The organism is Roseovarius sp., assembly GCF_048262375.1.
In the GTDB taxonomy this organism is placed as follows: domain Bacteria; phylum Pseudomonadota; class Alphaproteobacteria; order Rhodobacterales; family Rhodobacteraceae; genus Roseovarius.
Genome location: NZ_JBLXFE010000013.1, coordinates 43,769 through 69,329 on the forward strand (window position 1 = coordinate 43,769; position 25,561 = coordinate 69,329).

Annotated in this window: 22 protein-coding genes and 1 tRNA gene; 17 read left to right on the forward strand and 6 right to left on the reverse strand. The window is 59.9% G+C overall.

The window, feature by feature from the left end; genetic code table 11:
• Positions 1-68: 68 nt before the first annotated feature.
• The 10 genes from eutB to ACN0SW_RS14260 all read left to right on the forward strand — a co-directional run bounded on the left by eutB (position 69) and on the right by ACN0SW_RS14260 (position 12,832).
• Positions 69-1,070, forward strand: a complete 1,002-nt coding sequence (gene eutB / locus ACN0SW_RS14215; RefSeq protein WP_417728585.1) for a hydroxyectoine utilization dehydratase EutB — start codon at positions 69-71, stop codon at positions 1,068-1,070.
• Positions 1,060-2,049, forward strand: coding sequence for a cyclodeaminase (locus tag ACN0SW_RS14220; RefSeq protein ID WP_417728586.1), 990 nt, complete (start codon positions 1,060-1,062; stop codon positions 2,047-2,049). Before eutB ends, ACN0SW_RS14220 begins: the two co-directional genes overlap by 11 nt.
• Positions 2,046-2,519, forward strand: coding sequence for an Lrp/AsnC family transcriptional regulator (locus ACN0SW_RS14225; protein ID WP_417728587.1), 474 nt, complete (start codon positions 2,046-2,048; stop codon positions 2,517-2,519). Before ACN0SW_RS14220 ends, ACN0SW_RS14225 begins: the two co-directional genes overlap by 4 nt.
• Before the next feature lie 110 nt (positions 2,520-2,629).
• Positions 2,630-4,105: an NAD-dependent succinate-semialdehyde dehydrogenase gene (locus ACN0SW_RS14230; RefSeq protein WP_417728588.1), complete on the forward strand. Its 1,476-nt coding sequence runs from the start codon at positions 2,630-2,632 to the stop codon at positions 4,103-4,105.
• Between the two features lie 79 nt (positions 4,106-4,184).
• Positions 4,185-5,555: an aspartate aminotransferase family protein gene (locus tag ACN0SW_RS14235; protein WP_417728589.1), complete on the forward strand. Its 1,371-nt coding sequence runs from the start codon at positions 4,185-4,187 to the stop codon at positions 5,553-5,555.
• 228 nt (positions 5,556-5,783) lie between these two features.
• A complete protein-coding gene (locus ACN0SW_RS14240) occupies positions 5,784-6,893 on the forward strand; it encodes an ABC transporter ATP-binding protein (RefSeq protein WP_417728590.1) in 1,110 nt (369 codons plus the stop codon).
• A gap of 111 nt (positions 6,894-7,004) precedes the next feature.
• Complete coding sequence (locus tag ACN0SW_RS14245) at positions 7,005-8,120, forward strand: extracellular solute-binding protein (RefSeq protein ID WP_417728591.1); 1,116 nt, start codon at positions 7,005-7,007, stop codon at positions 8,118-8,120.
• A 101-nt stretch (positions 8,121-8,221) separates the two neighbouring features.
• Positions 8,222-9,886 carry an ABC transporter permease gene (locus ACN0SW_RS14250; RefSeq protein ID WP_417728592.1) on the forward strand — a complete coding sequence of 555 codons (1,665 nt, stop codon included), beginning with the start codon at positions 8,222-8,224 and terminating at the stop codon, positions 9,884-9,886.
• Positions 9,887-9,891: 5 nt separating this feature from the next.
• On the forward strand, positions 9,892-11,082 hold the full coding sequence (locus tag ACN0SW_RS14255; RefSeq protein WP_417728593.1) for an ABC transporter permease: 1,191 nt from the start codon (positions 9,892-9,894) through the stop codon (positions 11,080-11,082).
• Positions 11,083-11,209: 127 nt separating this feature from the next.
• On the forward strand, positions 11,210-12,832 hold the full coding sequence (locus ACN0SW_RS14260; RefSeq protein ID WP_417728594.1) for a GMC family oxidoreductase: 1,623 nt from the start codon (positions 11,210-11,212) through the stop codon (positions 12,830-12,832).
• Here ACN0SW_RS14260 and ACN0SW_RS14265 read toward each other — a convergent pair.
• Both ACN0SW_RS14265 and ACN0SW_RS14270 read right to left on the reverse strand, forming a co-directional pair.
• On the reverse strand, positions 12,820-13,437 hold the full coding sequence (locus ACN0SW_RS14265) for a TetR/AcrR family transcriptional regulator (protein ID WP_417728595.1): 618 nt from the start codon (positions 13,435-13,437) through the stop codon (positions 12,820-12,822). The two genes, ACN0SW_RS14260 and ACN0SW_RS14265, sit on opposite strands and share 13 nt — an antisense overlap.
• Before the next feature lie 107 nt (positions 13,438-13,544).
• Positions 13,545-13,703 carry a hypothetical protein gene (locus ACN0SW_RS14270; RefSeq protein WP_417728596.1) on the reverse strand — a complete coding sequence of 53 codons (159 nt, stop codon included), beginning with the start codon at positions 13,701-13,703 and terminating at the stop codon, positions 13,545-13,547.
• Positions 13,704-13,874: 171 nt separating this feature from the next.
• Between ACN0SW_RS14270 and mbfA the strand changes: the two genes are divergently transcribed.
• The 4 genes from mbfA to sthA all read left to right on the forward strand — a co-directional run bounded on the left by mbfA (position 13,875) and on the right by sthA (position 18,724).
• Positions 13,875-14,852 (forward strand): iron exporter MbfA, encoded by a 978-nt coding sequence (gene mbfA, locus ACN0SW_RS14275; RefSeq protein WP_417728597.1) that lies wholly within the window; start codon positions 13,875-13,877, stop codon positions 14,850-14,852.
• Between the two features lie 635 nt (positions 14,853-15,487).
• On the forward strand, positions 15,488-16,420 hold the full coding sequence (locus ACN0SW_RS14280; protein ID WP_417728632.1) for an AEC family transporter: 933 nt from the start codon (positions 15,488-15,490) through the stop codon (positions 16,418-16,420).
• Positions 16,421-16,450: 30 nt separating this feature from the next.
• Positions 16,451-17,284, forward strand: a complete 834-nt coding sequence (fghA, locus tag ACN0SW_RS14285; RefSeq protein WP_417728598.1) for an S-formylglutathione hydrolase — start codon at positions 16,451-16,453, stop codon at positions 17,282-17,284.
• Positions 17,285-17,287: 3 nt separating this feature from the next.
• Entirely contained in the window at positions 17,288-18,724 is a 1,437-nt protein-coding gene (gene sthA, locus ACN0SW_RS14290) for a Si-specific NAD(P)(+) transhydrogenase (protein WP_417728599.1), read from the forward strand.
• A 62-nt stretch (positions 18,725-18,786) separates the two neighbouring features.
• On the opposite strand, the gene clpB is transcribed toward sthA, so the two are convergent.
• A complete protein-coding gene (gene clpB, locus ACN0SW_RS14295) occupies positions 18,787-21,405 on the reverse strand; it encodes an ATP-dependent chaperone ClpB (RefSeq protein ID WP_417728600.1) in 2,619 nt (872 codons plus the stop codon).
• Between the two features lie 365 nt (positions 21,406-21,770).
• Here clpB and ACN0SW_RS14300 point away from each other — a divergent pair, with 365 nt between their 5' ends.
• Both ACN0SW_RS14300 and pyrF read left to right on the forward strand, forming a co-directional pair.
• Positions 21,771-22,025, forward strand: a complete 255-nt coding sequence (locus tag ACN0SW_RS14300; RefSeq protein WP_417728601.1) for a hypothetical protein — start codon at positions 21,771-21,773, stop codon at positions 22,023-22,025.
• Between the two features lie 56 nt (positions 22,026-22,081).
• A complete protein-coding gene (pyrF, locus tag ACN0SW_RS14305) occupies positions 22,082-22,774 on the forward strand; it encodes an orotidine-5'-phosphate decarboxylase (RefSeq protein WP_417728602.1) in 693 nt (230 codons plus the stop codon).
• A gap of 17 nt (positions 22,775-22,791) precedes the next feature.
• On the opposite strand, the gene ACN0SW_RS14310 is transcribed toward pyrF, so the two are convergent.
• The 3 genes from ACN0SW_RS14310 to ACN0SW_RS14320 form a co-directional block, all read right to left on the reverse strand.
• Positions 22,792-22,865 (reverse strand) — tRNA-Gly (locus tag ACN0SW_RS14310).
• A 79-nt stretch (positions 22,866-22,944) separates the two neighbouring features.
• Positions 22,945-23,868, reverse strand: a complete 924-nt coding sequence (locus ACN0SW_RS14315; RefSeq protein WP_417728603.1) for an orotidine 5-phosphate decarboxylase — start codon at positions 23,866-23,868, stop codon at positions 22,945-22,947.
• Between the two features lie 68 nt (positions 23,869-23,936).
• Positions 23,937-24,983 carry a Glu/Leu/Phe/Val family dehydrogenase gene (locus ACN0SW_RS14320; RefSeq protein WP_417728604.1) on the reverse strand — a complete coding sequence of 349 codons (1,047 nt, stop codon included), beginning with the start codon at positions 24,981-24,983 and terminating at the stop codon, positions 23,937-23,939.
• A gap of 119 nt (positions 24,984-25,102) precedes the next feature.
• Here ACN0SW_RS14320 and ACN0SW_RS14325 point away from each other — a divergent pair, with 119 nt between their 5' ends.
• The gene (locus ACN0SW_RS14325) at positions 25,103-25,558 is read left to right on the forward strand and encodes an Lrp/AsnC family transcriptional regulator (protein WP_417728605.1); all 456 of its coding nucleotides are present in this window, start codon (positions 25,103-25,105) and stop codon (positions 25,556-25,558) included.
• Positions 25,559-25,561: the final 3 nt, after the last annotated feature.

Consider the following 25,561-nt stretch of genomic DNA (forward strand, 5'->3'; position numbering starts at 1 on the left):
CGCTACGCAGAGTTGACGCTAGGCTCGCCTCGACGCAAGTTGCTGCGATCTACGAAAGGAAAAGACCGATGCTGCCAGTTCTGGCCGATGTCTATGCTGCGGCACAGGTGATTGCCGGGGTGGCCGACCGCACGCCTCTGGTGCCTTCGCCGTATATGACTGGGGTTTCGGGTCATGAATTCCTGCTGAAGCTGGAGAATATGCAACCCATCGGTGCCTTCAAGCTGCGCGGCGCGCTCAATGCGGTGGCGGGGGTAAAGGATGCGGCGGGCGTCACCTGTTGCTCGACCGGCAATCATGGGCGCGGTGTGGCCTATGCGGCGCGGGCACGCGGCATGCGGGCGGTGATCTGTATGTCTGAACTGGTGCCGCAGGCCAAGGTGGACGGCATCCGCGCATTGGGGGCCGAAGTGCGGATCATCGGGCGCTCTCAGGACGCCGCACAAGCTGAGGTCGAGCGACTGGTCGCCGAGGAGGGTCTGACCGAAATTTCGCCTTTCGATGATCCGTGGGTCATTGCCGGTCAGGGTACCATCGGACTGGAAATCATGGCGGCGCGCCCGGATGTCGAAACGCTGCTGGTGCCGCTGTCGGGCGGTGGCCTTGCGGCGGGGGTGGCGCTTGCGGCCAAGACGATCAAACCCAGCCTACGCGTGATCGGCATCAGCATGGACCGTGGTGCCGCGATGTATGAAAGCATGCGCGCGGGTCACCCCGTTGAGGTCGAGGAGCTGCCAAGCCTTGCCGATAGCCTTGGGGGTGGCATCGGTTTGGCGAACCGTCTCAGCTATCCCATGTGTCGCGACCTCTTGGATGATGTGATCCTCGTCAGCGAGGAAGAGATTTATCACGCGATGCAGGTGCTTTATTACGAGGATCGGATCGTAGCGGAAGGGGCCTGTGTCGTGGGGCTCGCGGCGGTGCTGAGTGGCAAGGTAAAGGTCAGCGGGCCGACCGCAACCATCATCACCGGGCGCAATCTGGATATGGCGATGTTCACTCGGATCATGTCTGGGCAGGACGTGATTTTGGGCGACAAGATTATTGAGGGAAAATCCTATGGGGCATGATATTCGGATCGTAACAGAGGCGGAGTTGCGGGGCGCGGTCAGTCTGAACAGGGATGCTGTGAAAGTGATCGAGCGGGCCTTTGCCGCACTGTCGGACGGCGGCGTGGTCATGCCACCGGTGATGTCCATGGATCTGGCCGCGGTCCATGGCGAAGTGGATGTGAAAACCGCCTATATTCCCGGTTTTGATGGTTTTGCGATCAAGGTCAGTCCGGGTTTTTTTGACAACCCCAAGCTGGGATTGCCGAGCCTTAATGGACTGATGATCCTGTTCTCAGCCAAGACCGGCCTCGTCGAGGCGGTGTTTCTCGACAATGGCTATCTGACTGATTTACGCACTGCCGCCGCCGGAGCCGTTGCCGCACAGCATCTTGCGCCCGAGGTGGTGCATACGGCGGGTATAATTGGCACCGGGGTGCAGGCGCGGCTTCAGGCGCGGGCGGCCCGGCTGGTGCGCCCGTTCGACCGGCTGCTGATCTGGGGGCGCGATGCCGACAAGGCCCGCGCCTGTGCGGCGGATCTGTCGGATCTCAAATGCGATATTCGTGTGGTGGACACGCCCGCCGATCTGGTGCTGGCCAGCCAATTGGTGATCACCACAACCCCGGCAAAGACCCCGGTGATCGAGGCGAAATGGTTGCATCCCGAATTGCATATTACCGCCATGGGGTCGGATCAGGCAGGCAAGAATGAGATTGATCCAGAGGCCTTGGTTCTGGCCGATCTTTATGTGGCCGACCGCGCATCCCAGGTCGAGAAATTGGGGGAATTGCGCAGCGCGATCGAGGCCGGGCTCTGGGGCAAGGGCACGCCTGCGGAATTGGGGGACGTGATCCGGGGTCGCGCGCGCGGTCGGCGCGACGAGTCTGAGATTACGATTTGCGACCTGACCGGCACAGGGGTGCAGGATACCGCGATAGCTACCCATGTAATGGAGCGCCTCAAGGGGCGTGATGTAGGCACGGTATTAACAGCATGAAGCTCGATGCGCGTGATTTGGAAATTCTGCGGGTACTGGCCGATGAGGGGCGCATCACCAAGGCCGACTTGGCTGCGCGCGTCGGCCTTTCGGCCAGCCCCTGTTGGGAGCGATTAAAGCGATTGGAAGAGGCAGGGCTGATTGAGGGCTATAATGCCCGGATCAGCCTGCGCAAATTGGGATCGCATGTGACGGTGTTTGTCGCAGTGGAGTTGGCCGATCATACCCCCGCTTCTTTCCGCGCCTTCGAAGACAGCATGCAGCGCTACGGCGAGGTCACGGCCTGTTGGGCCTTGGGCGGTGGCTTTGATTATCTGATGCAGATCGTGGCCCGTGATATCGATGCTTATCAGCGTCTGATCGACGAGATGCTGGAGGCACGGATCGGGTTGGCGCGCTATTTCACTTATATTGTGACCAAGCCGGTGAAAGCTCCACGTTTGCCGCCGCTTGAGCTGTTTTTTGAATGAAACATCTGAAAACTAGCGCTTTCAAAGTGGAATAATCTGTAAACTCTTGCAACTTAAGTCTCTCTCATTGGCAGACAAAGGTCATTCTCTGGCGCAAAGGGAGCGCCATCATGTCAGACTCAGCCATCTGGACCCGAAATGGGATCACCGACACCCGCCTAGTGCGCAGTTTTTCCTATGTGGGCGGCAAATGGGTCGGCGGTGATGAGGCCGAGACCTTTGCCGTGACCAACCCTGCGGATGGCAGCGCGCTGGGTGATGTGGCAAGCCTCAGCGCCGGTCAGGCCCGCGCGGCGGTGGACGTGGCACAGGCGGCGTTTGAACGCTGGTCGATGACCCTGCCGCAGGACCGTTCTGCGCTGCTGCGCCAGTGGTTCGATCTGATCATCGAGCATCGCGAAGACCTCGCGCGGATCATGGTGCTGGAACAGGGCAAGCCGCTGAGTGAGGCACGCGGCGAGATCAATTATGCGGCGAGTTTTGTCGAATATTACGCCGAGGAATCCAAGCGCCCCAATATCGAGGGCGTGACCAGCCATCTGCCCGATGCAGAGGTTGAATTGTGGCTGGAGCCGGTCGGAGTGGCGGCCCTTATCACGCCCTGGAATTTCCCTGCGGCGATGCTGACGCGCAAGGCGGCAGCGGCAATGGCGGCTGGGTGTGCCGTGGTGGCGCACCCGAGCGCTGAGACACCCTATTCAGCGCTCGCGCTGGCAGAACTGGCTGAAAGGGCGGGGATTCCGGCAGGGGTGTTCAACGTGGTGACGGGCGATGCGGCCACAGTGGTGGAGCCTTGGACGCAAGACGCCCGCGTGCGCGTGTTGAGTTTCACCGGGTCTACCGACATCGGGCAGCTGTTGTATCGGCAATGTGCCGCGACGGTCAAGAAACTGGTGTTGGAGCTGGGCGGACACGCGCCGGTGATCGTGTTCAAGAATGCTGATCTGGAAACGGCAGTGACTGAGGCGATCAAGGCCAAATTTGCCACCTCTGGACAGGATTGTCTGGGGGCCAACAGGATTTATGTCGAGCGGCCTGTTTATGACGCCTTCTGCCGCCGTTTTGTCGAAGAGACGCAAAAACTGAGTCTTGGGCGCGGCTTGGACGATCCCGACATCGGCCCGTTGATGAACGAGGCAGCGGTCCAAAAGCAGGAAGAACATGTGGCCGACGCACTGAGCCATGGTGCAACGCTGGCTTGCGGTGGCAAGCGCGATGATCTCGGGCCGCTTTTCTATCAACCCACGGTGCTGAAAGATGTGCCGGACGGGGCTGCAATCATGCGCGACGAGACATTTGGCCCGGTGGCGGCGATCACCCCGTTTGACACTGAGGCAGAGGTGGTGGCCCGCGCCAACGCCACAGAATACGGTCTCATCGCCTATCTGCACAGCCACGATCCGCGCCGCATCTACCGGATGACACGAGCACTGCAATTCGGCATGGTGGCCGTGAACCGCACCAAGGTCACCGGCGCGCCGATCCCCTTTGGCGGGGTCAAGCAATCAGGACTGGGTCGCGAAGGGGCGCGGCGCGGCATGGAGGAATTCATGGAGATCAAATACGTCTGCCGAGATTGGGCATAAGCAGACGAAATCTTGAAAAGATTTCGACCCGGAATTTTTTGAAAATTCCGGGTCAAAGACACAAACGAAAGGGAAAACAATGCTGCGCAACGACCAACTCGATCAATGGGATCGCGAGAATTTCTTTCACCCCTCCACACATCTTGCGCAATTCGCGCGCGGCGAGGCACCCAACCGGGTGATCAAGAGCGGCAGCGGCTGCCATATCGAAGATCGGGACGGCAACCGCCTGCTCGACGCCTTTGCCGGGCTCTACTGTGTCAACGTGGGCTATGGGCGCCAAGAGATCGCCGAAGCGATTGCCACGCAGGCGCGCGAACTCGCCTATTACCACGCCTATGTGGGACACGGCACCGAGGCGTCGATCACCTTGTCAAAGATGATCATGGATCGCGCGCCCAAGGGGATGAGCAAGGTCTATTTCGGCATGTCAGGCAGTGACGCCAATGAGACCAACATCAAGCTGATCTGGTATTACAACAACATCCTTGGGCGGCCCGAAAAGAAAAAGATCATCAGCCGTTGGCGTGGCTATCACGGGTCTGGCCTGATGACTGGTTCGCTCACGGGGCTGGACCTGTTTCACAAGAAATTCGACCTGCCGCTGGCGCAGGTGGTCCACACCGAAGCTCCCTATTATTTCCGCCGTGCCAATCTAGATCAGACCGAGGCGCAGTTCGTGGCGCATTGTGTGGCCGAGCTTGAGGCGCTGATCGAACGTGAAGGCGCGGATACCATCGCAGCCTTCATTGGCGAGCCTGTATTGGGCACCGGAGGCATCGTACCGCCGCCCGTAGGATATTGGGCGGCGATTCAAGAGGTGCTGCGCAAACATGATATCCTGCTGGTGGCGGATGAGGTGGTAACAGGATTTGGTCGTCTGGGCACGATGTTCGGCTCGGATCATTACGGGATGACACCGGATCTGATCACCATTGCCAAGGGGTTGACCTCGGCCTATGCGCCGCTTTCGGGCTCGATCGTCAGTGACAAGATGTGGAAAGTGCTGGAACAGGGGACCGATGAGAATGGCCCCATTGGGCACGGTTGGACCTATTCGGCGCATCCCATCGGGGCGGCTGCGGGCGTGGCCAATCTTAAGCTGCTGGACGATCTCAACCTCATTGCAAACAACCGCGATGTGGGGGGCTATCTCAACCGGGGCATGGCCGAGGCCTTGGGTGATCATGCGCATGTCGGTGAGGTGCGCGGCGAGGGGATGCTCTGCGCTGTGGAATTCGTCAAGGACCGCGACAGCCGGACATTCTTTGACGCCGCCGACAAGGTGGGGCCGCAAATCTCGGCCGCGCTGGCCGCAGAAGGTGTTATCGCTCGGGCTATGCCGCAGGGGGATATTCTGGGCTTCGCTCCTCCCTTCTGTCTGACACAGTCCGAGGCTGACGAGGCGATTCACAAAACGACAAAAGCCGTGAAATCAGTCCTCGGATAAGTCAATTCTTCTTTAAAGCAATCGTCGGGGCACTCTCTAAAGAAGAGTGCACCTCGACGGTCCGCAGGAAAATTGACTTATCTTGCATGACTTGCAGGCGATTTGACCTGTGCGGGTCGGTTTCGGAAAAAAAATGCCGCAATCGGCTTGCATGAAACAGGCTTTGACGTTTTAGTTTTCACCGAACGCGGGGAAACGCCCGCGGCGACAACAAATAGGGAGCCGAATTTGGCAGATAACAGAAACAACGATGCGTTCGTTGCGTTTGAACGCGTGCAAAAGAGCTACGATGGCGAAAATCTGGTTGTCAAAGATTTGAACCTGAGTATGCCTAAGGGCGAGTTTCTGACCATGCTTGGACCGTCGGGGTCTGGCAAGACCACCTGCCTTATGATGCTTGCCGGATTCGAGACAGCCACCCATGGCGAGATCAAACTCGATGGGATCAGCATCAACAACATTCCACCGCACAAGCGCGGGATCGGCATGGTGTTTCAGAATTACGCGTTGTTTCCACATATGACAATCTCTGAGAACCTCAGCTTTCCGCTCGAGGTGCGCAAGATCGGCAAGTCCGATCGTGAGGCCAAGGTCAAGCGCGCACTTGAAATGGTGGAAATGGGTGCGTTTGGCGGCCGCCGCCCCTCGCAACTCTCGGGTGGCCAACAGCAGCGTGTCGCCTTGGCGCGCGCGTTGGTGTTTGAGCCAGAGCTTGTGCTGATGGACGAACCCTTGGGGGCGCTCGACAAGCAGTTGCGTGAAAAGATGCAGTTCGAGATCACCCATTTGGCCCACAACCTTGGGATCACCGTGGTGTATGTCACACATGATCAGACTGAGGCGCTGACCATGTCGGACCGGGTGGCAGTCTTCAACGATGGCCGCATTCAGCAGATTGCCCCACCTGATGAACTCTACGAAAGCCCCAAGAACAGCTTTGTCGCGCAATTCATCGGCGAGAACAACACGCTTGAGGGTACGGTCAAAGAGATCAAGGGCGGCAACGCGCTTGTGCAATTGGACAATGGCGATCTGATCGACGCCAAGCCGGTCAATGTGGAAAAGCCGGGCGACCGTACATTGATTTCGATCCGCCCCGAGCGGGTAGAGTTTAACCGGGACCGGCTCAAGCCGGATGCCCATACACTCAAGGCTGAAGTGTTGGAATTTATCTACATGGGTGATATCTTCCGCACGCGTCTTCGGGTGGCGGGTACGGATGAATTCATCATCAAGACCCGCAATGCCCCCGATCAACGCCGCCTGCAACCGGGCGAGCAGATCGAGATCGGCTGGCTGCCCGATGATTGCCGCGCGCTCGACGCGCCTCAGGTATAAGGATATTCGTGCCGGTCACGGTATCGGTGCGGGTTCAGCAAAGCCCTCGACGTTCTGCCCGTAGCGCAGGGCTCAACCATCCAAAAACGGGAAAAAACTGGGAGTATGTTTATGAAACTCACTAAAACCCTGCTCGCGACCACGGTTCTGACCGTCGCTGCGGGTACAGCTGTGACAGCACAGGATATGGCCAACAGCATGACATTGGTCAGCTGGGGTGGTTCGTATCAGGTTAGCCAAGATCAGGCCTATCTGCAGCCCTATCTTGCCAACAACCCTGGTGTAACCGCCACATGGGACGAAAGCTCTGCCGAAGCCGTGGCCAAGCTGCGCGCCATGAACGAAGCAGGCAACGTGACCTGGGATCTGGTTGACGTTGTTGCATCCGACGCCATGCGTCTGTGCGACGAAGGTCTGGCGATGGAGCTTGATCACGACAAGGATCTGGCCGCGGCACCCGATGGCACCTCTGCCAGCGATGACTTTGGCGATCTGATCGTCAGCGATTGCTTCGTTCCGCAGATCGTTTATTCGACCACATTCGGCTATCGTACTGATATGGTGCCTGCCGGGGTAGAGCCGCCGAGCAGCGTCTGCGACGTCTTCGATCTGGCCAAGTATCCGGGTAAGCGCGCGCTGCAAAAGCGCCCTATCGACAACATGGAATGGGCGCTCTATTGCGACGGCGTCGCCAAGGACGAGATCTATGACGTTCTGGGCACCGACGCAGGTGTTGACCGCGCGCTGGCCAAGCTTGGCACGATCAAGGATCAGGTTGTGTGGTGGTCTGCTGGCGCCGAAACGCCCCAGCTTCTGGCCGATGGCGAAGTGTTCATGGGCTCCACCTTCAACGGTCGTCTGTTCTCGGCAATTGCTGAGCAGAATCAGCCGATCGGGATGATGTGGGACATGCAGTCGTTCGACCTTGACGGCTGGATCGTACCGGCCGGTCTGCCTGCAGATCGTCTGGCACGCGTGATGGACTTCCTCAAGTTCGCAACCGACACCCAGCGTCTGGCCGATCAGGCCGCCTATATCTCTTATGGTCCGGCCCGCAATTCGTCTGCGCCGCTGGTAGGCAAGCATGCGGATCTCGGAATCGAGATGGCACCGCATATGCCGACCGATCCGGCCAACGCGGGCAACGTCCATATCTATGACTACGAATGGTGGGCAGACAACCGTGACGATCTGGACGCCAAGTTCCAGTCGTGGCTGGCTCAGTAATTCGTCTGACAAACACAGGTGGGGCCGGTTGCGGCCCCACCGCTCCTCTGACCGGGCGCAAGACCCGGCCTTTATAATCTGATTTCTTCGACGGGGATGACATGAGCGATACCACCCAGACCGGCCCGGTTCTTGCCGCGGATGGCACGCCGCTGAAACGCAGCCTGCGCCGCGCCCTCAGGGCGCAAAAAATGCGGGCGCTTGCGTTGATCGCCCCGTTGTTGATCTTTGTGCTTCTGACGTTCATCGCGCCAATCGTGGACATGCTGTTTCGCTCTGTCGAAAACCAGATCGTGGGCAACACCCTGCCCATGACGGTTGAAGAGTTGCGCGATTGGGACGCTGCCGATGTGCCGGATGAACAGGTGTTCCGGGCGCTCTTTTTTGATCTTTTCCTTGCGGCTGAGGCCAAAGAACACACCAAGCTGGGCAGCCGCCTGAATTATGAGGAAAGCGGGATTTCCTCGATGTTTCGCACCACTGGTCGCGATGTCGATAACATCGGTGAGGTGTTTCAGGACGCGCTCGAAGAGATTGATCCTGCGTTCCTAGAAGCTCCGGTCTGGGTTGACATGATGTCTGGCGGAGCCGGGGCAGAAGGCAACAAGCGCCTGCTGTCCAATCAGATCGGGCGGCTAGAGCAGCTTGAAGCGACGACTTTCAATGGTGATATAGGCTTTGTCCCAGGTGCACAAATCGCTGAGATTTTGCCAAACACGGCACGCGCATATACGGCCTTTGCCGCATTTACGCATTTTGTCGATGGCAAGAGCGTCACCAAAGAAGAACCTTGGGAGGCAGTTTATGCTGCGCTTGTGCTGGATTTGAAAGATCCTGCGACAGCGACGGCACTCGCCTCTTATTCTGGTCCGGGTGCTGACCTGCTGCGGGCCGCCGCCGCTGTGGATCTGCCGCCGGTTGATATGAAGGCTGCGTTTATCGAATCCAACAAGGATTGGGCCAAAATCAGCAATTGGGAGACCATTCAGACCTACGCGCCGCCCTACACCACTGGCTATTTCCTCAATGCCATAGACATGGAAAAGACGCCGCAAGGCATCGCCCTGCGCAGCGAGGATGAGCGGATCTATGGCATCCTTTTCAAGCGCACGATGTTCATGTCGCTGATGATCACCTTTAGCTGCGTGGCTCTTGGTTATCCGGTTGCATGGATCTTGGCGAATCTGCCGGCGCGTACGGCGAACCTTTTGATGATCCTTGTTCTTCTGCCTTTCTGGACCTCTCTCTTGGTGCGCACCAGCGCATGGAAGGTGATGTTGCAACAACAGGGGGTCATCAATGACGTGCTCGTCTGGCTGGGCCTTGTCGCGGATGAGAGCCGTCTGGTGATGATCAACAACCAATTCGGCACCATTGTTGCGATGACCCATATCCTGCTGCCCTTTATGATCTTACCGATGTATTCGGTGATGCAAACCATTCCGCAGACCTATTTGCGGGCCGCCAAATCGCTCGGGGCGACGAATTGGACCGCCTTCTGGCGGGTCTATTTCCCGCAATCGGTGCCGGGCATCGGCGCGGGCTCTATTCTCGTGTTCATCCTCGCCATTGGGTATTACATCACGCCCGAGATCGTCGGTGGTACCACCGGCACATTCATCTCGAACCGGATCGCCTATCACATTTCGTCCTCGCTCAACTGGGGACTGGCGGCGGCGCTGGGCACGATCCTTCTTGCTGTGGTCCTGATCCTCTACTGGGCCTATGACAAGATCGTCGGCATCGACAACGTGAAGCTGGGGTAAGAGATATGAACGGATTTACGCTGACACCCGTTGAAACCAAGCCGCTTTCGTTCTCGCTGCCGGTCATCGGCGCAGCAGGGGCCTTTGTCGGGCTCTTCGTGGGCACCGCACATGGCTCTGGCCTGATGGGAATTGGTATTGGTGCCGTGGCGCTGATGGTGCTGGGCTATATTGCACTCTCGGTCCTTGGTCTGGGCCAAGAGAAGGTCACACGCTGGGGAATCCTCGCGCTTTTTGTGATCGCGGGCGTGTTTATGGCTGGCGCGCCGGGCTTCGTGCTCGGGGTGCTCTTTGGCTGGTTCTTCTCGTGGTTCGTCTTCTGGATCGGCGAGGGGCGGTATCGCGCCAATCTCGCACCCTATCTGACCAGTGGTCAGGTGCTCTGGCATTACACATTCCGCATCATCTGCGGCGCGATCTTTGTCTTTTTGATCACGCCGATTCTGGTCGTCATGCCGCTCAGCTTCAACGCGCAGGATTTCTTTACCTTTACGCCGGAAATGCTGCGATTTGATCCGGCTGGGTATAGCCTCAAGCATTATCAGGATTTCTTCACCTCCAGTGGCTGGCAGCAAGCGCTGCGCAATTCACTGGCGATTGCGCCGGTGGCGACACTTCTGTCGGTCAGCTTTGGCACCTTGGCGGCAATTGGTCTGTCCTCAGAACATGTGCCCTTCCGCCGGGCGATCATGGCGGTCCTGATCTCACCAATGATCGTGCCACTGATCATTTCAGCGGCGGGGATGTATTTCTTCTACAGCCGCGTCGGGTTGCAAGGTACTTACTTCGGCGTGGTGCTTGCGCATGCTGCTTTGGGTATTCCCTTTGTCATCATCACCGTGACGGCGACGCTGGTGGGGTTTGACCGCTCTTTGACGCGCGCTGCGGCCAATATGGGCGCAGACCCTGTAACGACGTTCTTTCGGGTTCAGATGCCGCTTATCCTCCCCGGCGTGATCTCGGGCGGTCTCTTCGCCTTCATCACCTCGTTTGACGAGGTTGTTGTGGTCCTCTTTGTCGGGTCGGCCAATCAGCAAACGCTGCCATGGCGCATGTTCACCGGCCTGCGCGAACAGATCAGCCCGACCATTCTCGCGGTGGCCACGATCCTTGTGGTGATCTCCATTGGCTTGCTCTCGACGCTGGAATACCTGCGTCGCAGGTCAGAGCGTATGCGCGGTATGAGCCCGAGCTGATCTTAGACACGGGATCGAATGACAAAGGGCGTCCTTTTCGGGGCGCCCTTTGTGCATCTGACGCAGCGTCGCGCTTTGGCTTAGACGTAGCACTGGCATAGCCTCAGGCGGCGGAGGACAGCAGAGCATGACCTATGATTATATCATTGTGGGGGCTGGATCGGCGGGTGCTGTGATGGCCGCCCGGCTGAGCCAAGACCCAAGCCTGAGTGTCTGCCTGATCGAAGCAGGCGGGACCGGACGAGATATATTCATCCGCGCGCCGGGGCTGGTGGCCGCGATGGTATCAGGACGTCCAAAAATCAACAATTGGGCGCTCGAAACGGTGCCGCAACCCGAACTAAACGGACGTTGCGGGTTTCAGCCGCGCGGTCGTGCGCTCGGCGGGTCGAGCGCGATCAATGCGATGCTCTATGCGCGTGGACATCCCAGAGATTACGACGACTGGGCAGATCTGGGGTGTGACGGCTGGGATTGGCAGAGCGTTCTGCCTTGGTTCATCGCGTCAGAGCGCAATGCGCAGCATGGTGGCGATCTGCACGGTCAATCCGGCCCCTTGCAGGTCACGGAACAGAGCGCGCCGCGTGCCATATCTGAGGCGTTCGTGACCGCCTGCGAGAGCCTGCAAATCCCACGCAACCCAGATTTCAACGGCACCCAGCAAGAGGGCGCGGGGCATTATCAGGTGACGCAGTTCTTTGACGGGCCGCACCGCGGCGAGCGCTGTTCCGCCGCCGCCGCCTATCTCTTTCCCGCGATGCAGCGCGGCAACCTCACGGTGATCACCCGGGCCATGGCCGAGCGCGTGCTCTTCGAGGGCAAGCGCGCCACCGGCCTGCGCTATCGTCACCGGGGCCGCGTGCAAGAGGTGCACGCCCGGCGAGAGGTCATTCTCAGCAGCGGCGCCTTTGGCTCGCCGCAGCTCCTTATGCTCTCTGGTATTGGTCCCGCAGAGGACCTGCAGGCACATGCCATTCCCGTTGTCCACGAACTGCCCGGCGTGGGTAAAAACCTGCAAGATCACCTTGATTATATTCTGGCAGAGACCTCGAAACGCGATGATGTCGTCAGCCTCGGTCCCAAAGGCATCTGGCAGTTGGGCAAGGCGGCCTTGAAATGGCGCAAAACGGGAACAGGCCAATTCGCAACGCCCTATGCCGAGGCGGGCGCGTTTCTGCGTTCATCTGCCACCATGACGCGCCCTGACCTGCAATTGCATTTCGTGATTGGCATTGTCGAAAATCACTTGCGCACCCTGCATTTCAAACCGGGCTATTCGTGTCACATCTGCGTTCTGCGTCCCCATAGCCGGGGGCGGGTTACGCTGCGTTCCGGACGAGCCGCAGATGCGCCGCTTATTGATCCTGCGTTCCTGAGTGACCATCGCGACTTGACACTGATGATGCGTGGTGCGCGGCAGATGGATGCGATCCTGCGTGCCCCCGCGCTGGATCCGTGGCGCAAGACGCGGCTGCATCCGCATGACTGGTCTGATGCGGCGCTTGAGGCGGATATACGCGCCCGCGCCGACACGATCTATCATCCGGTCGGCACCTGCGCGATGGGACGTGGGGATATGGCCGTGGTCGATCCCTCGGGGCGCGTGCACGGGGTTGAGGGGTTGCGCGTGGTCGATGCCTCGATCATGCCGCGGCTCATCGGCGGCAATACCAATGCACCGACCATCATGATTGCCGAGAAAATCATCGCAGAGATGATGGGGCGACTGCCCGAGGCTCAGGCGCGGTAGCGGGCCAAAAACATCTCGACCGCGCCATTGACCACGCGCTCAATATCCGCGTCTGCCACCTCGTCGCACATGCCACACAAGCAGCGGATAAACAGATCACCCTTGCACAGCTCACCAAACTGATTGGCAGCAAGATCCATGTCGTCGATCTTCAGTATCCCGGCTTCGACATAGGGGCGCAGAACCTTGCCCAATCGTTCGCGCACCAAGTCGGGCCCCGAGGCATAGAAACGTTGGCCCAGTTCTGGAAATCGATGCGATTCCGACACGCAGATCCGATACACCTGCTGGCCAAAATCCGACAGGAAAAACCGCAAAATCCGGGTGCCCGCCTCGTGCAGTACATGCTCGATGGTTGCCCCCTTGCCAATCACCTCAAGCGCTTCTTCGGCCTGACGGTTACACTCGGCCCGCGCCACCTCGGAGAACAGCAGCCGTTTATCAGGGAAATAGCTGTAAAGCGTCGCCTTGGATACCTGCGCCTCGCGTGCGATTTCATCGACGCTGGCCCCTTCGAAACCATCCCGCATAAAGATCCTGCGCGCCCCTTCGAGCACCTGATCGAACTTGCGACCTTTCTTGATTTCCGCGGCTGAAGCCGACATCCAAACTCTCTCCTTAGATCGAGACAGTTTAGTCGGCTCCGCCCCGTGACCGCAAGCACATCCGCGCAGACGGCCAGAGGGGGCAGTCGCTGTCTTGCAGCCCCGACTTAGCGATTGATACCGCTGTTGGCTTGCGTCACCGGCGCAGGGGCTGGCTCGGGATAGGTCAGCGTCGGCGTCAGGCTGCTTGTGTCAAAGCTGAAGGCCAGCGTAGGGGCGGTAATGGCGGTGAAAGAGAGCGCGAGTGCAGTCAGTGCGTGTTTCATGTTCAACTCCATAAATGAACTAAACTGTTCAGAATGATATCTAAACAGATCAGTTTAGAAATCAAGAGTAACTAAACCAATCGGTTCACTTTTTTTACCGGCCAACGCGCCGCTTTGCGCTTGATCCGTCGGGCTGACACGATAGTTTAGAAAATTCCAAGCGAGGTGCCCATGATTCCCGGTATGACGACGCGCCGCAGATTCCGTGATCTGTCCGAACAAGAGATCCTCGCTCTGGCGATTTCGTCGGAAGAGGACGACGCACGCATCTACCGCTCCTATGCGGAAATGCTCCGGCAAGATTACCCGGACACCGCCGCCATATTCGATGGCATGGCGACCGAAGAAGACGGTCACCGTCAGCGTTTGATAGAGCTGCATCGCACCCGCTTTGGCGAGGTGATCCCACTCATTCGCCGCGAACATGTGGCGGGATTTTATGCGCGCCGTCCCGTCTGGTTGATCGAGAACCTGGGAATCGAGCGTATCCGAGATGAAGCCGAGGCAATGGAACGTGACGCCGGTGCATTCTACCTCAAGGCCGCGCAACGCACCAGCGATGCCGCAACGCGCAAACTCTTGGGAGATCTGGCCGCGGCCGAGGCAGGGCACCAGACCCGCGCCGGAGAGCTGGCGGAAAAGCATCTTGATGATGACGCCCGCGACTCGGAAAATCGCACCGCCAAACGGCAATTCCTTCTGACATGGATACAGCCCGGTCTTGCGGGGTTGATGGATGGATCTGTTTCAACCCTCGCCCCGATCTTTGCCACGGCCTTTGCCACCCAGGATACATGGACCACCTTTTTGGTGGGACTCGCGGCCAGCGTGGGGGCGGGCATTTCCATGGGCTTCACCGAGGCCGCCAGCGACGACGGTGAATTGTCGGGGCGCGGCAGCCCGATCAAGCGCGGATTTGCCTCTGGCATCATGACGACGGTGGGCGGCTTGGGGCACGCGCTGCCCTATCTCATCCCGGATTTCTGGACCGCAACCATCATTGCCTTTGTCGTGGTCTTTGTCGAACTGTGGGCAATTGCGTGGATTCAGAACAAATACATGGAAACCCCGTTCTTTCGCGCGGCGTTTCAGGTTGTTCTGGGCGGGGCGCTGGTCTTTGCCGCAGGTGTCCTGATCGGCAGCGGTTAGGGCCTAGTCGCCATTTTCGGTTCCCCCGCTTGGTCCAGGTGTGGTTACCTTTGTGGTTACCTTCGGTGGGGTACTTGTCGATGGAGGCGCGTCTGTGGGGGCACCGGGTCTCTGCTGATCCAGATACTTCTCCAGCGCCCACACACAGAATGCCTCGGACCCCGAGCATGTGAACGACCTTCCTTCGGCGAAAAGAGTATAGCTCGTAGAGCCCGCAGATAAGGACGACGGATAATAGGTCTCAGTTATATCGTAGAGCTTTCCGCGAACGTTAATCTTGTGAGTGCGAGTCTCCGGCGTGCAGCCAAGAAGAGCAATCACCGCTGAAAATGCGATAAGTTTCGTATGTACAGGCATTGCTATCCCCCAAATCTTCGCGTGCCTTACGCGCAACGCGCACAGCAACCTGATCAGGGCGGAGATTGATCTTATTTGAGTTATGTAAATACCTTGATCAGATCACGCAGGTGACAGTTTTCTCGCCACCTGATTGCAAGAATACCAGAAAAGGCGAAATAAAGAAAGATAGGGCGCAGGCAATCCCCCTGCGCATTAGCGCGGCGCGCAACGCAATCTTGTGGCGCGGGCACATGGTTGCGATTGACCCCGCGACCGGCTCTGTCTACCAAACCTGCATGCTAAGTGTATTCCTCCAAACGCTTCCTTTCTTCATGATCATCGGGCTTGGCTACGGCGCCGGGCGCACAGGGTTTTTCCCCGAAGCGGCGACTGCGTGGCTCACGAAGTTCGTGTTCTACTTTGCCCTTTCGGCGATGCTGTTTCGCTTTTCGGCCAATCTCACACTGGCAGAGGTGTTGGATTGGAATTTCATTCTGGCCTATCTCTGGGCGACCGCCTTTGTTTATGGCATCGCCACGGCGGTGGCGCTCTTGCGCCGCGTGAACGTGCAGGAGGTGGCCATCGAGGCGCAATGCGCGGTCATCGGCAACGTGGGATTTCTGGGTGTGCCGATGCTGGCCATGCTGATGGGCGAGGCGGCGATTGGCTGGGTGATGATCGTGCTGGCGGTGGATCTCATCGTGTTCGGATCATTGGTGGTGATTCTGATCACCGGCTCACGCGATGGGCGGCTCAGCTTTGCCATCCTGCGCACCGTCGGCATGGGGCTCGTGAAAAACCCCATGATCGTCTCGATCGTGCTGGGCCTTACATGGTCCGGCCTGCGCCTGCCCATTCCTGACCCGATCAATGATTTCGTGCGCATCCTCGGCGGGGCGGCGACGCCGGGCGCGCTCTTTGCCATCGGTGCCTCATTGGCGTCAAAATCGGCGGAGCGGCCGCATATCGCTGGCTGGCTCTCATTTTGCAAACTGATTTTGCACCCGGTCTTTGTGGCCTTTGCCGTGCTCGTTCTGTTCGAGGTTGATCCCTATGCCGGTGCGGTGATGATCGCGGCATCCAGCCTGCCTGTGGCGGGCAATGTCTTTATGCTCGCCCAGCATTACGGTGTTGCGCCCAAGCGGGTTTCGTCCTCGATTCTGATTTCCACTGGCGCTGCCATCCTGACCGTGTCGCTTGTGATCGGTTGGGTGAACCGGCTTTACTGAACAGTCATACTGACGTGAGAGGAGAACACGATGAAAACGGTTTCGGAAAACGCCTGCTTTGGCGGCACGCAAGGCGTCTATACCCATGCTTCAGAAGTCTGCGGTGTGGATATGACCTTTGGTCTCTTTCTGCCCGCCGAGGCGCAGGATGGGCCGGTGCCGGTGTTGTGGTATCTCTCGGGCCTGACCTGCACCCATGAGAATGCGATGGTCAAGGCCGGCGCGCAGGGCTGGGCGGCGGAACAGGGCATCGCACTGGTCTTTCCTGACACCAGCCCGCGCGGCGACGGTGTGGCCAATGATGACAACTACGATCTGGGGCAGGGGGCCGGGTTCTATGTGAACGCCACCCAATCCCCTTGGGCACCGCATTTCCGCATGTGGGATTATGTGGCCACGGAACTTCCCGCGCTGATCGGCGCGAATTTTGCCGCGGATATGGACCGGCAGGCCATAACCGGGCATTCCATGGGCGGGCATGGCGCGCTGACGCTGGCGATGTCTCTGCCGGGCCGGTTCCGGTCCGTGTCGGCCTTCTCTCCCATCTGCAACCCGACCAACAGCGATTGGGGTCGCAAGCAGTTCACGGCCTATCTGGGCGCGGACGAATCCGCTTGGGCGGCGCATGATGCCAGCCTCTTGATGGCCGAGCGCGGTTTTGACGGGCCGGTTCTGGTGGACACCGGCACCAATGACCAGTTTCTTGACCTTCTGCGCCCCGAAACGTTGGCCCATGCCATGACCGCCCGCCGCCAAGAGGGCACGTTCAGGATGCAAAAGGGCTATGATCACAGCTATTTCTTCATCTCCACCTTCATGGAGGATCATGTGACCTTCCATGCCGAGGCGCTCTATGCAGGATAAGACATGAGCCATTATGACCTGATCATCGTAGGGTCTGGCCCCGCAGGCCGGGCCGCCGCCATTCAGGCGGGCAAGCTAAAGCGCCGGGTGCTGGTGATCGACCGCAAGGACCGGCTGGGGGGGGTGTCGGTTCACACTGGCACAATCCCGTCAAAGACGCTGCGCGAAACCGTGCTCAACCTCTCGGGCTGGCGCGAGCGCAGCTTTTATGGCCGTGCCTACCGGGTCAAGGACAACATCGGGGCCGAGGATCTCAAGGCGCGGCTACATATGACGCTCGATCACGAGGTCGATGTTCTGGAACATCAGTTCAACCGCAACCATGTGGACACGCTGCACGGCATGGCGCGGTTTGTCGATGCTCATACGATCGAGGTCGCGACCGAGGCAGGCGATGTCAGCCGCCTGACCGCCGACCGTTTTCTGATTTCGACCGGCACCAAGACCTACCGCCCTGATAATGTCCCCTTCAACGGTCGCACGGTGGTGGACAGCGACGAGTTTCTTGAACTCGCACGCATTCCGCGCAGCCTGATCGTGGTGGGCGCGGGCGTGATCGGGGTGGAATATGCCACGATGTTTTCCGCTCTTGACGTTCGGGTGACATTGATCGAACCGCGCGACACATTCCTTGATTTCATCGACCGGGCCCTGATTCAGGATTTCACCCATCAGATCCGCGAGAACGGCGTTGATCTGCGCTTGGGTTCTGCCATTGAGCGGGTTGAGGACGCGGGCGATCATATCGAGGTGAGCCTTGCCAATGGCCGCCATGTGCGCGCCGAACTGCTGCTCTTTGCCGCCGGACGCATGGGGGCAACCGACAGCCTTAATCTCAAGGCGGCGGGGCTCAAGACCGATCATCGTGGCCGGATCGAGGTGGACCGCAAGACCTATCAGACCGTCGTGCCGCATATCTATGCCGCAGGCGACGTGATCGGGCATCCCAGCCTTGCCTCGACTTCGGTGCAACAGGGGCGCGTGGCCGCTTGTCACGCGCTGGATACACCGACCCTGCCAGAATCGCCGTGGTTTCCCTATGGCATCTATTCCGTGCCCGAGATTTCCACCTGTGGCATGTCAGAAGAGGAAATGCAGGCACGCGGCATCCCCTATGAGGTGGGCGTCGCGCGGTTCCGCGAAACGTCGCGCGGGCATATCATGGGGCTGGAACATGGCATGCTCAAGATGCTGTTTTCCCTCAAGACACGCCGGGTTCTGGGGGTGCAGATCGTGGGTGAGGGGGCGACAGAACTGATCCACATCGCGCAGGCGGTGCTCAACCTCAAGGGTACGGTGGATTATTTCGTGCAAAACACGTTCAACTATCCAACTCTGGCCGAGGCTTACAAGATTGCAGGCCTTGACGCCTTTAACCGCATGCCGATCCCCGAGGAATACAAGGTCAAGCGCGAGGCAACCAAACCGGACGCGCCCTGAGCGGTCACGCCGTGCGCCCAAGAAAAAACGCCCCCCTGACCAATCAGAGGGGCGTTTTCTGTTTAGTGGACCACGGCGTCTCTTGGTGGCTCCTGCGTGGTGTTGCCCACCCGCTCGCCGATGATCAGCCCTTCGGGTCCTGCCGTAACTGGCACCACGGCCCCATCGAGGATATCCCCGGCCAACAGCGCCTCGGCCAAGGGATCCTGCAACGCACGCTGGATCACCCGTTTGAGAGGACGTGCGCCGTAGACGGGATCATAGCCCTCATCCGCCAGCCATTTGTGGGCGGCATCATCCAACGCCAGCGTGATCTTGCGTGCGGCAAGCCGCTTGAGCAGGCGCGCCATCTGGATATCGACGATACCGTCCATCTGCGGCCGCGTGAGCCGGTCAAACACCACAATCTCATCCAGCCGGTTGAGGAACTCAGGCCGGAAATGCGACCGAACGGCGTCCATCACATCGCGCTTGGCGGTGGCGGCGTCTGCGCCCTCGGGCAACTGGCTCAGCGCTTGGCTCCCAAGGTTCGACGTGAGGATGATCAGCGTCTGCTTGAAATCCACGGTGCGGCCCTGACCATCGGTCAGCACGCCATCATCAAGCACCTGCAAAAGGACGTTGAACACTTCCGGGTGTGCCTTTTCGACCTCGTCGAACAGGACCACCTGATAGGGTCTGCGGCGCACTGCTTCGGTTAGCACGCCCCCTTCGTCATAGCCGACATAGCCCGGAGGCGCACCGATCAGACGCGAGACCGAGTGTTTCTCCATGAACTCCGACATGTCGATCCGCACCATGGCGCTGTCGTCGTCAAACAGAAACTCGGCCACGGCCTTGGTCAATTCGGTCTTGCCCACACCGGTCGGCCCGAGAAAGAGGAAGCTGCCCAGGGGGCGACCCTCGTCGTTCAACCCCGCCCGTGCCCGGCGCACGGCATTGGCCACGGCCTTGACGGCGGTGTTCTGACCGATCACGCGGCGGTGCAGGTTGTCTTCCATCCCGAGGAGCTTGTCGCGCTCGCCTTCCAGCATCTTGGCGGTCGGAATGCCGGTCCAGCGTTCCACCACCTGTGCAATCTGCTCGGGGCGCACCGCCTCTTCGACCATGACGCCATCGTCGCCTTGGGTTTCGGCCTCGGCCAGTTGCTTTTCCAATCCCGGAACCACGCCATAGCTCAGCTCACCGGCACGGGCGAGATTGCCTTCGCGTTTGGCGATGTCCAACTCGGCGCGGGCGCGGTCAAGCTGTTCCTTGATGTCGCGCGCACCGGCCAGCTTGTCACGTTCCGCCTGCCACTTGGCGGTCATCTCGGACGAGCGCTCTTGCAGATCGCCCAACTCCTTTTCCAGCTTTTCCAGCCGGTCGCGCGACGCGGCATCGTCTTCTTTCTTGAGGGCTTCGGCCTCGATCTGCTTTTGCAGGATTTCGCGGTCGAGCGCGTCCAACTCCTCGGGCTTGCTGTCCACTTCCATGCGCAGACGGCTTGCCGCCTCGTCCATCAGGTCGATGGCCTTGTCGGGCAGGAACCGGTCGGTGATGTAGCGGTGCGAGAGCGTCGCGGCGGCAACCAGTGCGGAGTCAGAGATGCGCACACCGTGGTGCAACTCGTATTTCTCCTTGATACCGCGCAGAATGCTGATCGTATCCTCGACCGTCGGCTCCTCCACCATCAGCGGTTGGAACCGGCGCGCTAGGGCCGCGTCCTTTTCCACATGCTTGCGGTATTCATCCAGCGTGGTGGCACCAATACAGTGCAATTCACCGCGTGCCAGCGCCGGTTTGATCAGGTTGGCGGCATCCATGGCCCCGTCGGCCTTGCCTGCCCCCACCAGCGTATGCATCTCGTCGATGAAAAGGATGATTTCGCCAGCGGCCTGCGTCACCTCGTTCAGCACGCCCTTGAGCCGCTCCTCGAACTCGCCACGATATTTCGCACCTGCAATCAACGCACCCATGTCGAGCGACAACAGACGCTTGTTGCGCAGGGACTCCGGCACATCGCCATTGACGATGCGCAGGGCCAGACCCTCGGCGATGGCGGTTTTACCCACCCCCGGCTCACCGATCAGAACCGGGTTGTTCTTGGTCCGGCGGCTCAGCACCTGCATCGCGCGGCGGATTTCGTCGTCACGGCCAATGATGGGGTCAATCTTACCCTCGGCTGCGGCCTTGGTCAGGTCGCGGGCATATTTCTCCAGCGCCTCATAGGTATCTTCCGCCGATGCGGAATCCGCAGTGCGTCCCTTGCGGATATCGTTGATCGCCTCGTTGAGCTTCTGTGCTGACACGGCCCCAGCCTCCAGCGCTTCTTTGGCGGGGGATTTCACCAAGGCCAACGCGGTCAGAATGCGCTCGACGGGAACAAAGCTGTCTCCCGCCTTTTGCGCCAGCTTTTCGGCCTCGGCCAAGACCTTGCCGGTCTGCTGATCCATATAGGTCTGCCCGGCATCGCCCGACACTTGCGGAATTTTGGTCAGGGCCAGATCAATGGCCTGCTTCACGCGCTCAGGCGCGCCACCGGCACGTTTGATCAGGTTGCTGGCCAGACCTTCAGGGTCGTCAAGCAGCGCCTTCAGGATATGTTCGGGGGCTAGTTTCTGGTGGCTTTCGCGCATTGCGATGGTCTGGGCGGCCTGAATGAAACCACGCGACCGTTCCGTGAACTTGTTGAAGTCCATGGGCTTTCTCCTTTTGACAAGCATTCCCCCGGTGGCGCACCCAGTATTAGGCATGCGTCGGTCGAGGACCTCTAGCAATAAATGGGTGGCACCCCCCTGAGGTTCAAGGCGCGTCTCGCAGGAATTGCAGCGAAATGGCACTGGCAACTACCGGGGGGCCACATTTTCGTGACAGCCTCTGGGCTGAAGCCCTTGGAATGCGGATCTTTTCACGAGTTATCCGCAGGGCGGTACGCCCTCCCATAGGACAAGAACCCGGACAGATCCCCATGTGGGACTGGAAACCATCTATAATTAGACTCAATCCGGTAAAATATCGGCACGGTCGACCGTTTGCAGAGTAATAGCCGAACGGGTTAGCGGGAATGCATATTACCAAAGTGCGGGCGCGCGATCTGCGCCGGGATCTCTGTAACGGATGCATAAGCGGCGTGCTTTTGCTGGAAACGGGAGCTGGCCAAGTCTGCCTGAACGTCAGCACGCCTGCGGCGGAAACGCTCAGTGTCGGGCTCTGGTCGGATGCGTTGCGGCAATTAAAGCGCCTTCCCGAGTTTCGTCGAGACCTGCGTCAGATCACTTGGACCGCCTCCGCGCTGGACGGGATGTGTGCAGAGGCTTGACGCAGCCCATCCTCACCGCGACAAGGGCGCAACAGTTGTCGCAAGAGGAGCGCCCCATGACCGATGATCGCCTGATCGTAGCCTTAGATGTGCCCAACGCGCTGGAAGGGCTCAAGCTGGCCGGGCAACTGGGCGACGCTGTCACCTTCTACAAGATCGGTTTGGGTATGTTGACCGGCGGGGGCCTCGCGCTTGCCGATGAACTGAAGTCCGAACAGGGCAAACGGATTTTTCTGGACATGAAGCTGTTTGATATCGGTGCCACAATCGAGGCGGCGGTGCGCGGGCTGGCCCAGTTCGATCTAGATTTTTTGACCGTGCATGGTGATCCGCATGTGGTGCGCGCCGCAAAGGAAGGCGCTTCGGGCAAGCCGCTCAAGATTCTCGCGGTGACGATCCTGACCTCGCTCGACCGCGCGGATCTTGATGCCGGGTTGATCAAGCCGGGCGATCTGCCCGATCTGGTGGCAGAGCGTGCAGGCCGCGCCTTTGACGCCGGGGCCGATGGGGTGATTGCCAGTCCGCAAGAGGCGGCGATGATCCGCGCCTTGCCCGAGGCCGCAGGGCGCCTGATCGTCACGCCGGGCGTGCGGCCCGCGGGCAGCGCCTTGGGCGATCAAAAGCGGGTGGCAACACCGGCACAGGCCATTGCCGACGGGGCCGATCACATCGTCGTCGGGCGGCCCATCTGGGCGGCACAAGACCCGCGTGCGGCGGCAGAGGCGATTCTCGCTGAACTACGTCGCTGAATTTTCTGAAATCTGTCTGGAGCGGGTAACGGGAATCGAACCCGTAACTGAAGCTTGGGAAGCTTTCGTGATACCTTTTCACCATACCCGCCGCGGCGCTGTGGATAGCACCGTCGCTTGGACTGCTTCAAGCGAAAACTGCTGACAGGGCGCGAGAAAGGCTTTGGGGCTCAAGATCCAAAACGGATCAATTGCTGTCCCTTGGGCGTTGTGCTGCGATAAACCACGGTTTCGGGCAGATGCAGGGTGAGAGGGGCCCGCGCCCGCTCCGCTTGCCATGGCTGGTTAAGGTCAAGACAAGTGGCCTGCGTGCCGCCATAGGCGCGGCGCGGCGACACCCGGCGCAGATTGGCCAGATCACTGGCGATTTCCTGTCCACCCAGTGTGACGCGGCTGCGGCGCAACATCTCGCGCCCCAGATCTTCGGTGTGGGCATCCTGCCCCGGCAGATCGGACCAGACGCCGCACAGATGCGCCCGCCCGTCAACGGACCGCAATTCCGCCGCAAGGCGCAGACCGCCGCCGCTGCTATAGCGCCCCTGCACCACCTGCACCGCCTCTGAAAGAGGGACGGTACGGCTGTTGCGGCTGAGGAATGGGATCACCTCCAGCGCCGCGCTCATCGCGCCGCTGCCGGTTTGGCGAAAATCAATATCGGGATCGCTGCCGCCCCCGTTGCTGCGGCTCACCTGTCGACGCGGCATGAATACCTCGGGCACACGCCCCGCCTGCCAAGCCAGATTGGTGCCGATGCAGCGCGCGGGCGCGCCTGCATAATCCAGACGTGGGGCGACCTGCGGCAATGCCCCCAAATTCTGCGCAATGCGGCGCCCGTCCACATAGACCGTCGCCAGTCGCACACTCTCGCGCGCTTTGCCGATGGTATAGCTGGATTGGCTCTCGCTTTCTGACCAGACCCCGCAGAGGGCGGTGCCGCCGTCTGCGGTGCGGCGCAATTCGGTCGCGATGGTCAGGCCACCACCGCTGCTAAAGGTGCCATGTGCCAGCGTCACCCGCTCGCTGAGCATGGTTTGCGCCTGTGCCGCACTGGCGAGACCAAGGATGAGGGCAAGGGGCAGGGACAAACGCAGCATGACAGGTCTCCAATGCAGTTCCGCTAAGCGTATCAAGCCCTGCCCACCGATTCAAATCACGACAGGTGTCAGACCGCTTGAGGTAACAGCCGGTCTTCGACCATGCGATCCGCGATCACCGCCGGGCTGACGTCCTCGGCCCCGGCGCGCAGGAGGATGTGCGCGATATTGGCCTGCATCGTCGCCAGCCGGTCCGCAACCCAGCTGTCACGCTCGGCAATCTGCAGGATTTCCGCAGCGACGTTGATGATGCCGCCGCCGTTGGCGACATAATCCGGAAGATAAAGGATGTCGCGCGCGCACAGGCGCTCGGCATCTTCTGGAGTGGCCAATTGGTTGTTGGCAGCACCGCACACCATGCGCGCCCGAAGTTCGGGAATACTGCGGATGTTGAGCACGCCGCCGATGGCACAGGGGGCAAATATATCCGCATCCGCAGCGTGAATGTCTTGCGCACCGACGGCAAGCGCCCCAAATTCCTTGACCGTTCCAGCGACACGGGCCGGGTCCATATCCGCGACGCATAGCTGCGCCCCTGCCTGATGCAGCAAGACACATAAATGCCAGCCAACATGCCCCAGACCCTGCACAGCCACCGCGCGCCCGGTCAGATCGGCCGTGCCCCAAAGCTGCATAGCGCCTGCCTGCATGGCGTCGAATACACCGCGTGCGGTGACTGGCGAAGGGTCGCCGCTGGCATGCGCGCCCTTGGAGAGCCCGGCGACGAATCGCGTCTCTCGCGCAATCTCGGCCATATCCTCGGGCGACATGCCCATATCTTCGGCGGTCCAGTAGCGCCCCTGAAGCATGTTGATCGCGCGGCCCATCGCCTGCAGCAGCGCGGGCGTCTTGTCGTGCGCCGGATCGCCGATAATGACCGCCTTGCCTCCGCCCAAAGGCAGACCGGCGGCGGTGTTCTTATAGCTCATGCCGCGCGATAGATTGAGCACATCCTCAAGCGCCGCATCGTCGCCCTCATATGCGCGCATGCGCAGACCCCCGGCAGCCGGACCCAGCCGGGTGGAATGCAGCGCAATAAACCCGCGCAAGCCGCTCTCGCGATCCTCGACACGGTAAACTTCTTCATGGGTGGATATCGCCAGACGTGTGAGCATGTTAGACTCCTCCTTGCCCACAAGGTAAGAGCGGTCAGGCGCGAAAAAACAGCAAACATTTGTCAATTGCGTGTGACATTTAGGTGATATCCCCAAGAATGGGGGGGGAAGTAGGGAAAATGGATCGTATCGACCGCCAGATCATCGCTGCCCTGCAACGCGACGGACGCCAGAGGCTGGCCGATCTGTCGGCGGCTGTGGGCCTTTCGCCAACCCCCTTGGCTCGACGCATCGCCCGGCTGGAAACCGACGGGATCATCACCGGCTATGCCGCGCGGGTGAACCAGGAGAAACTCGGTCTGCCGCTCAACGCGTTCATCTTTGTCGAGTTGGAGCATCACACCCGCGACGCGATCACCGCCTTCGAGACCCGGCTCAGGCGGTTCGACGAGGTGATGGAATGCTATCTGATGACCGGCACCCGCGATGTGCTTTTGCGGGTGGTGGCCGCCGACCTCAAGGATTTCGACCGCTTTCTGGAAGAGGGATTGATGCAGACCCCCGGTATCCGCGCCATGCGGTCAAGTTTCGCGCTGCGCACGATGATCCGCCGCGATGCCTTGCCCGAGGTCTGAGCC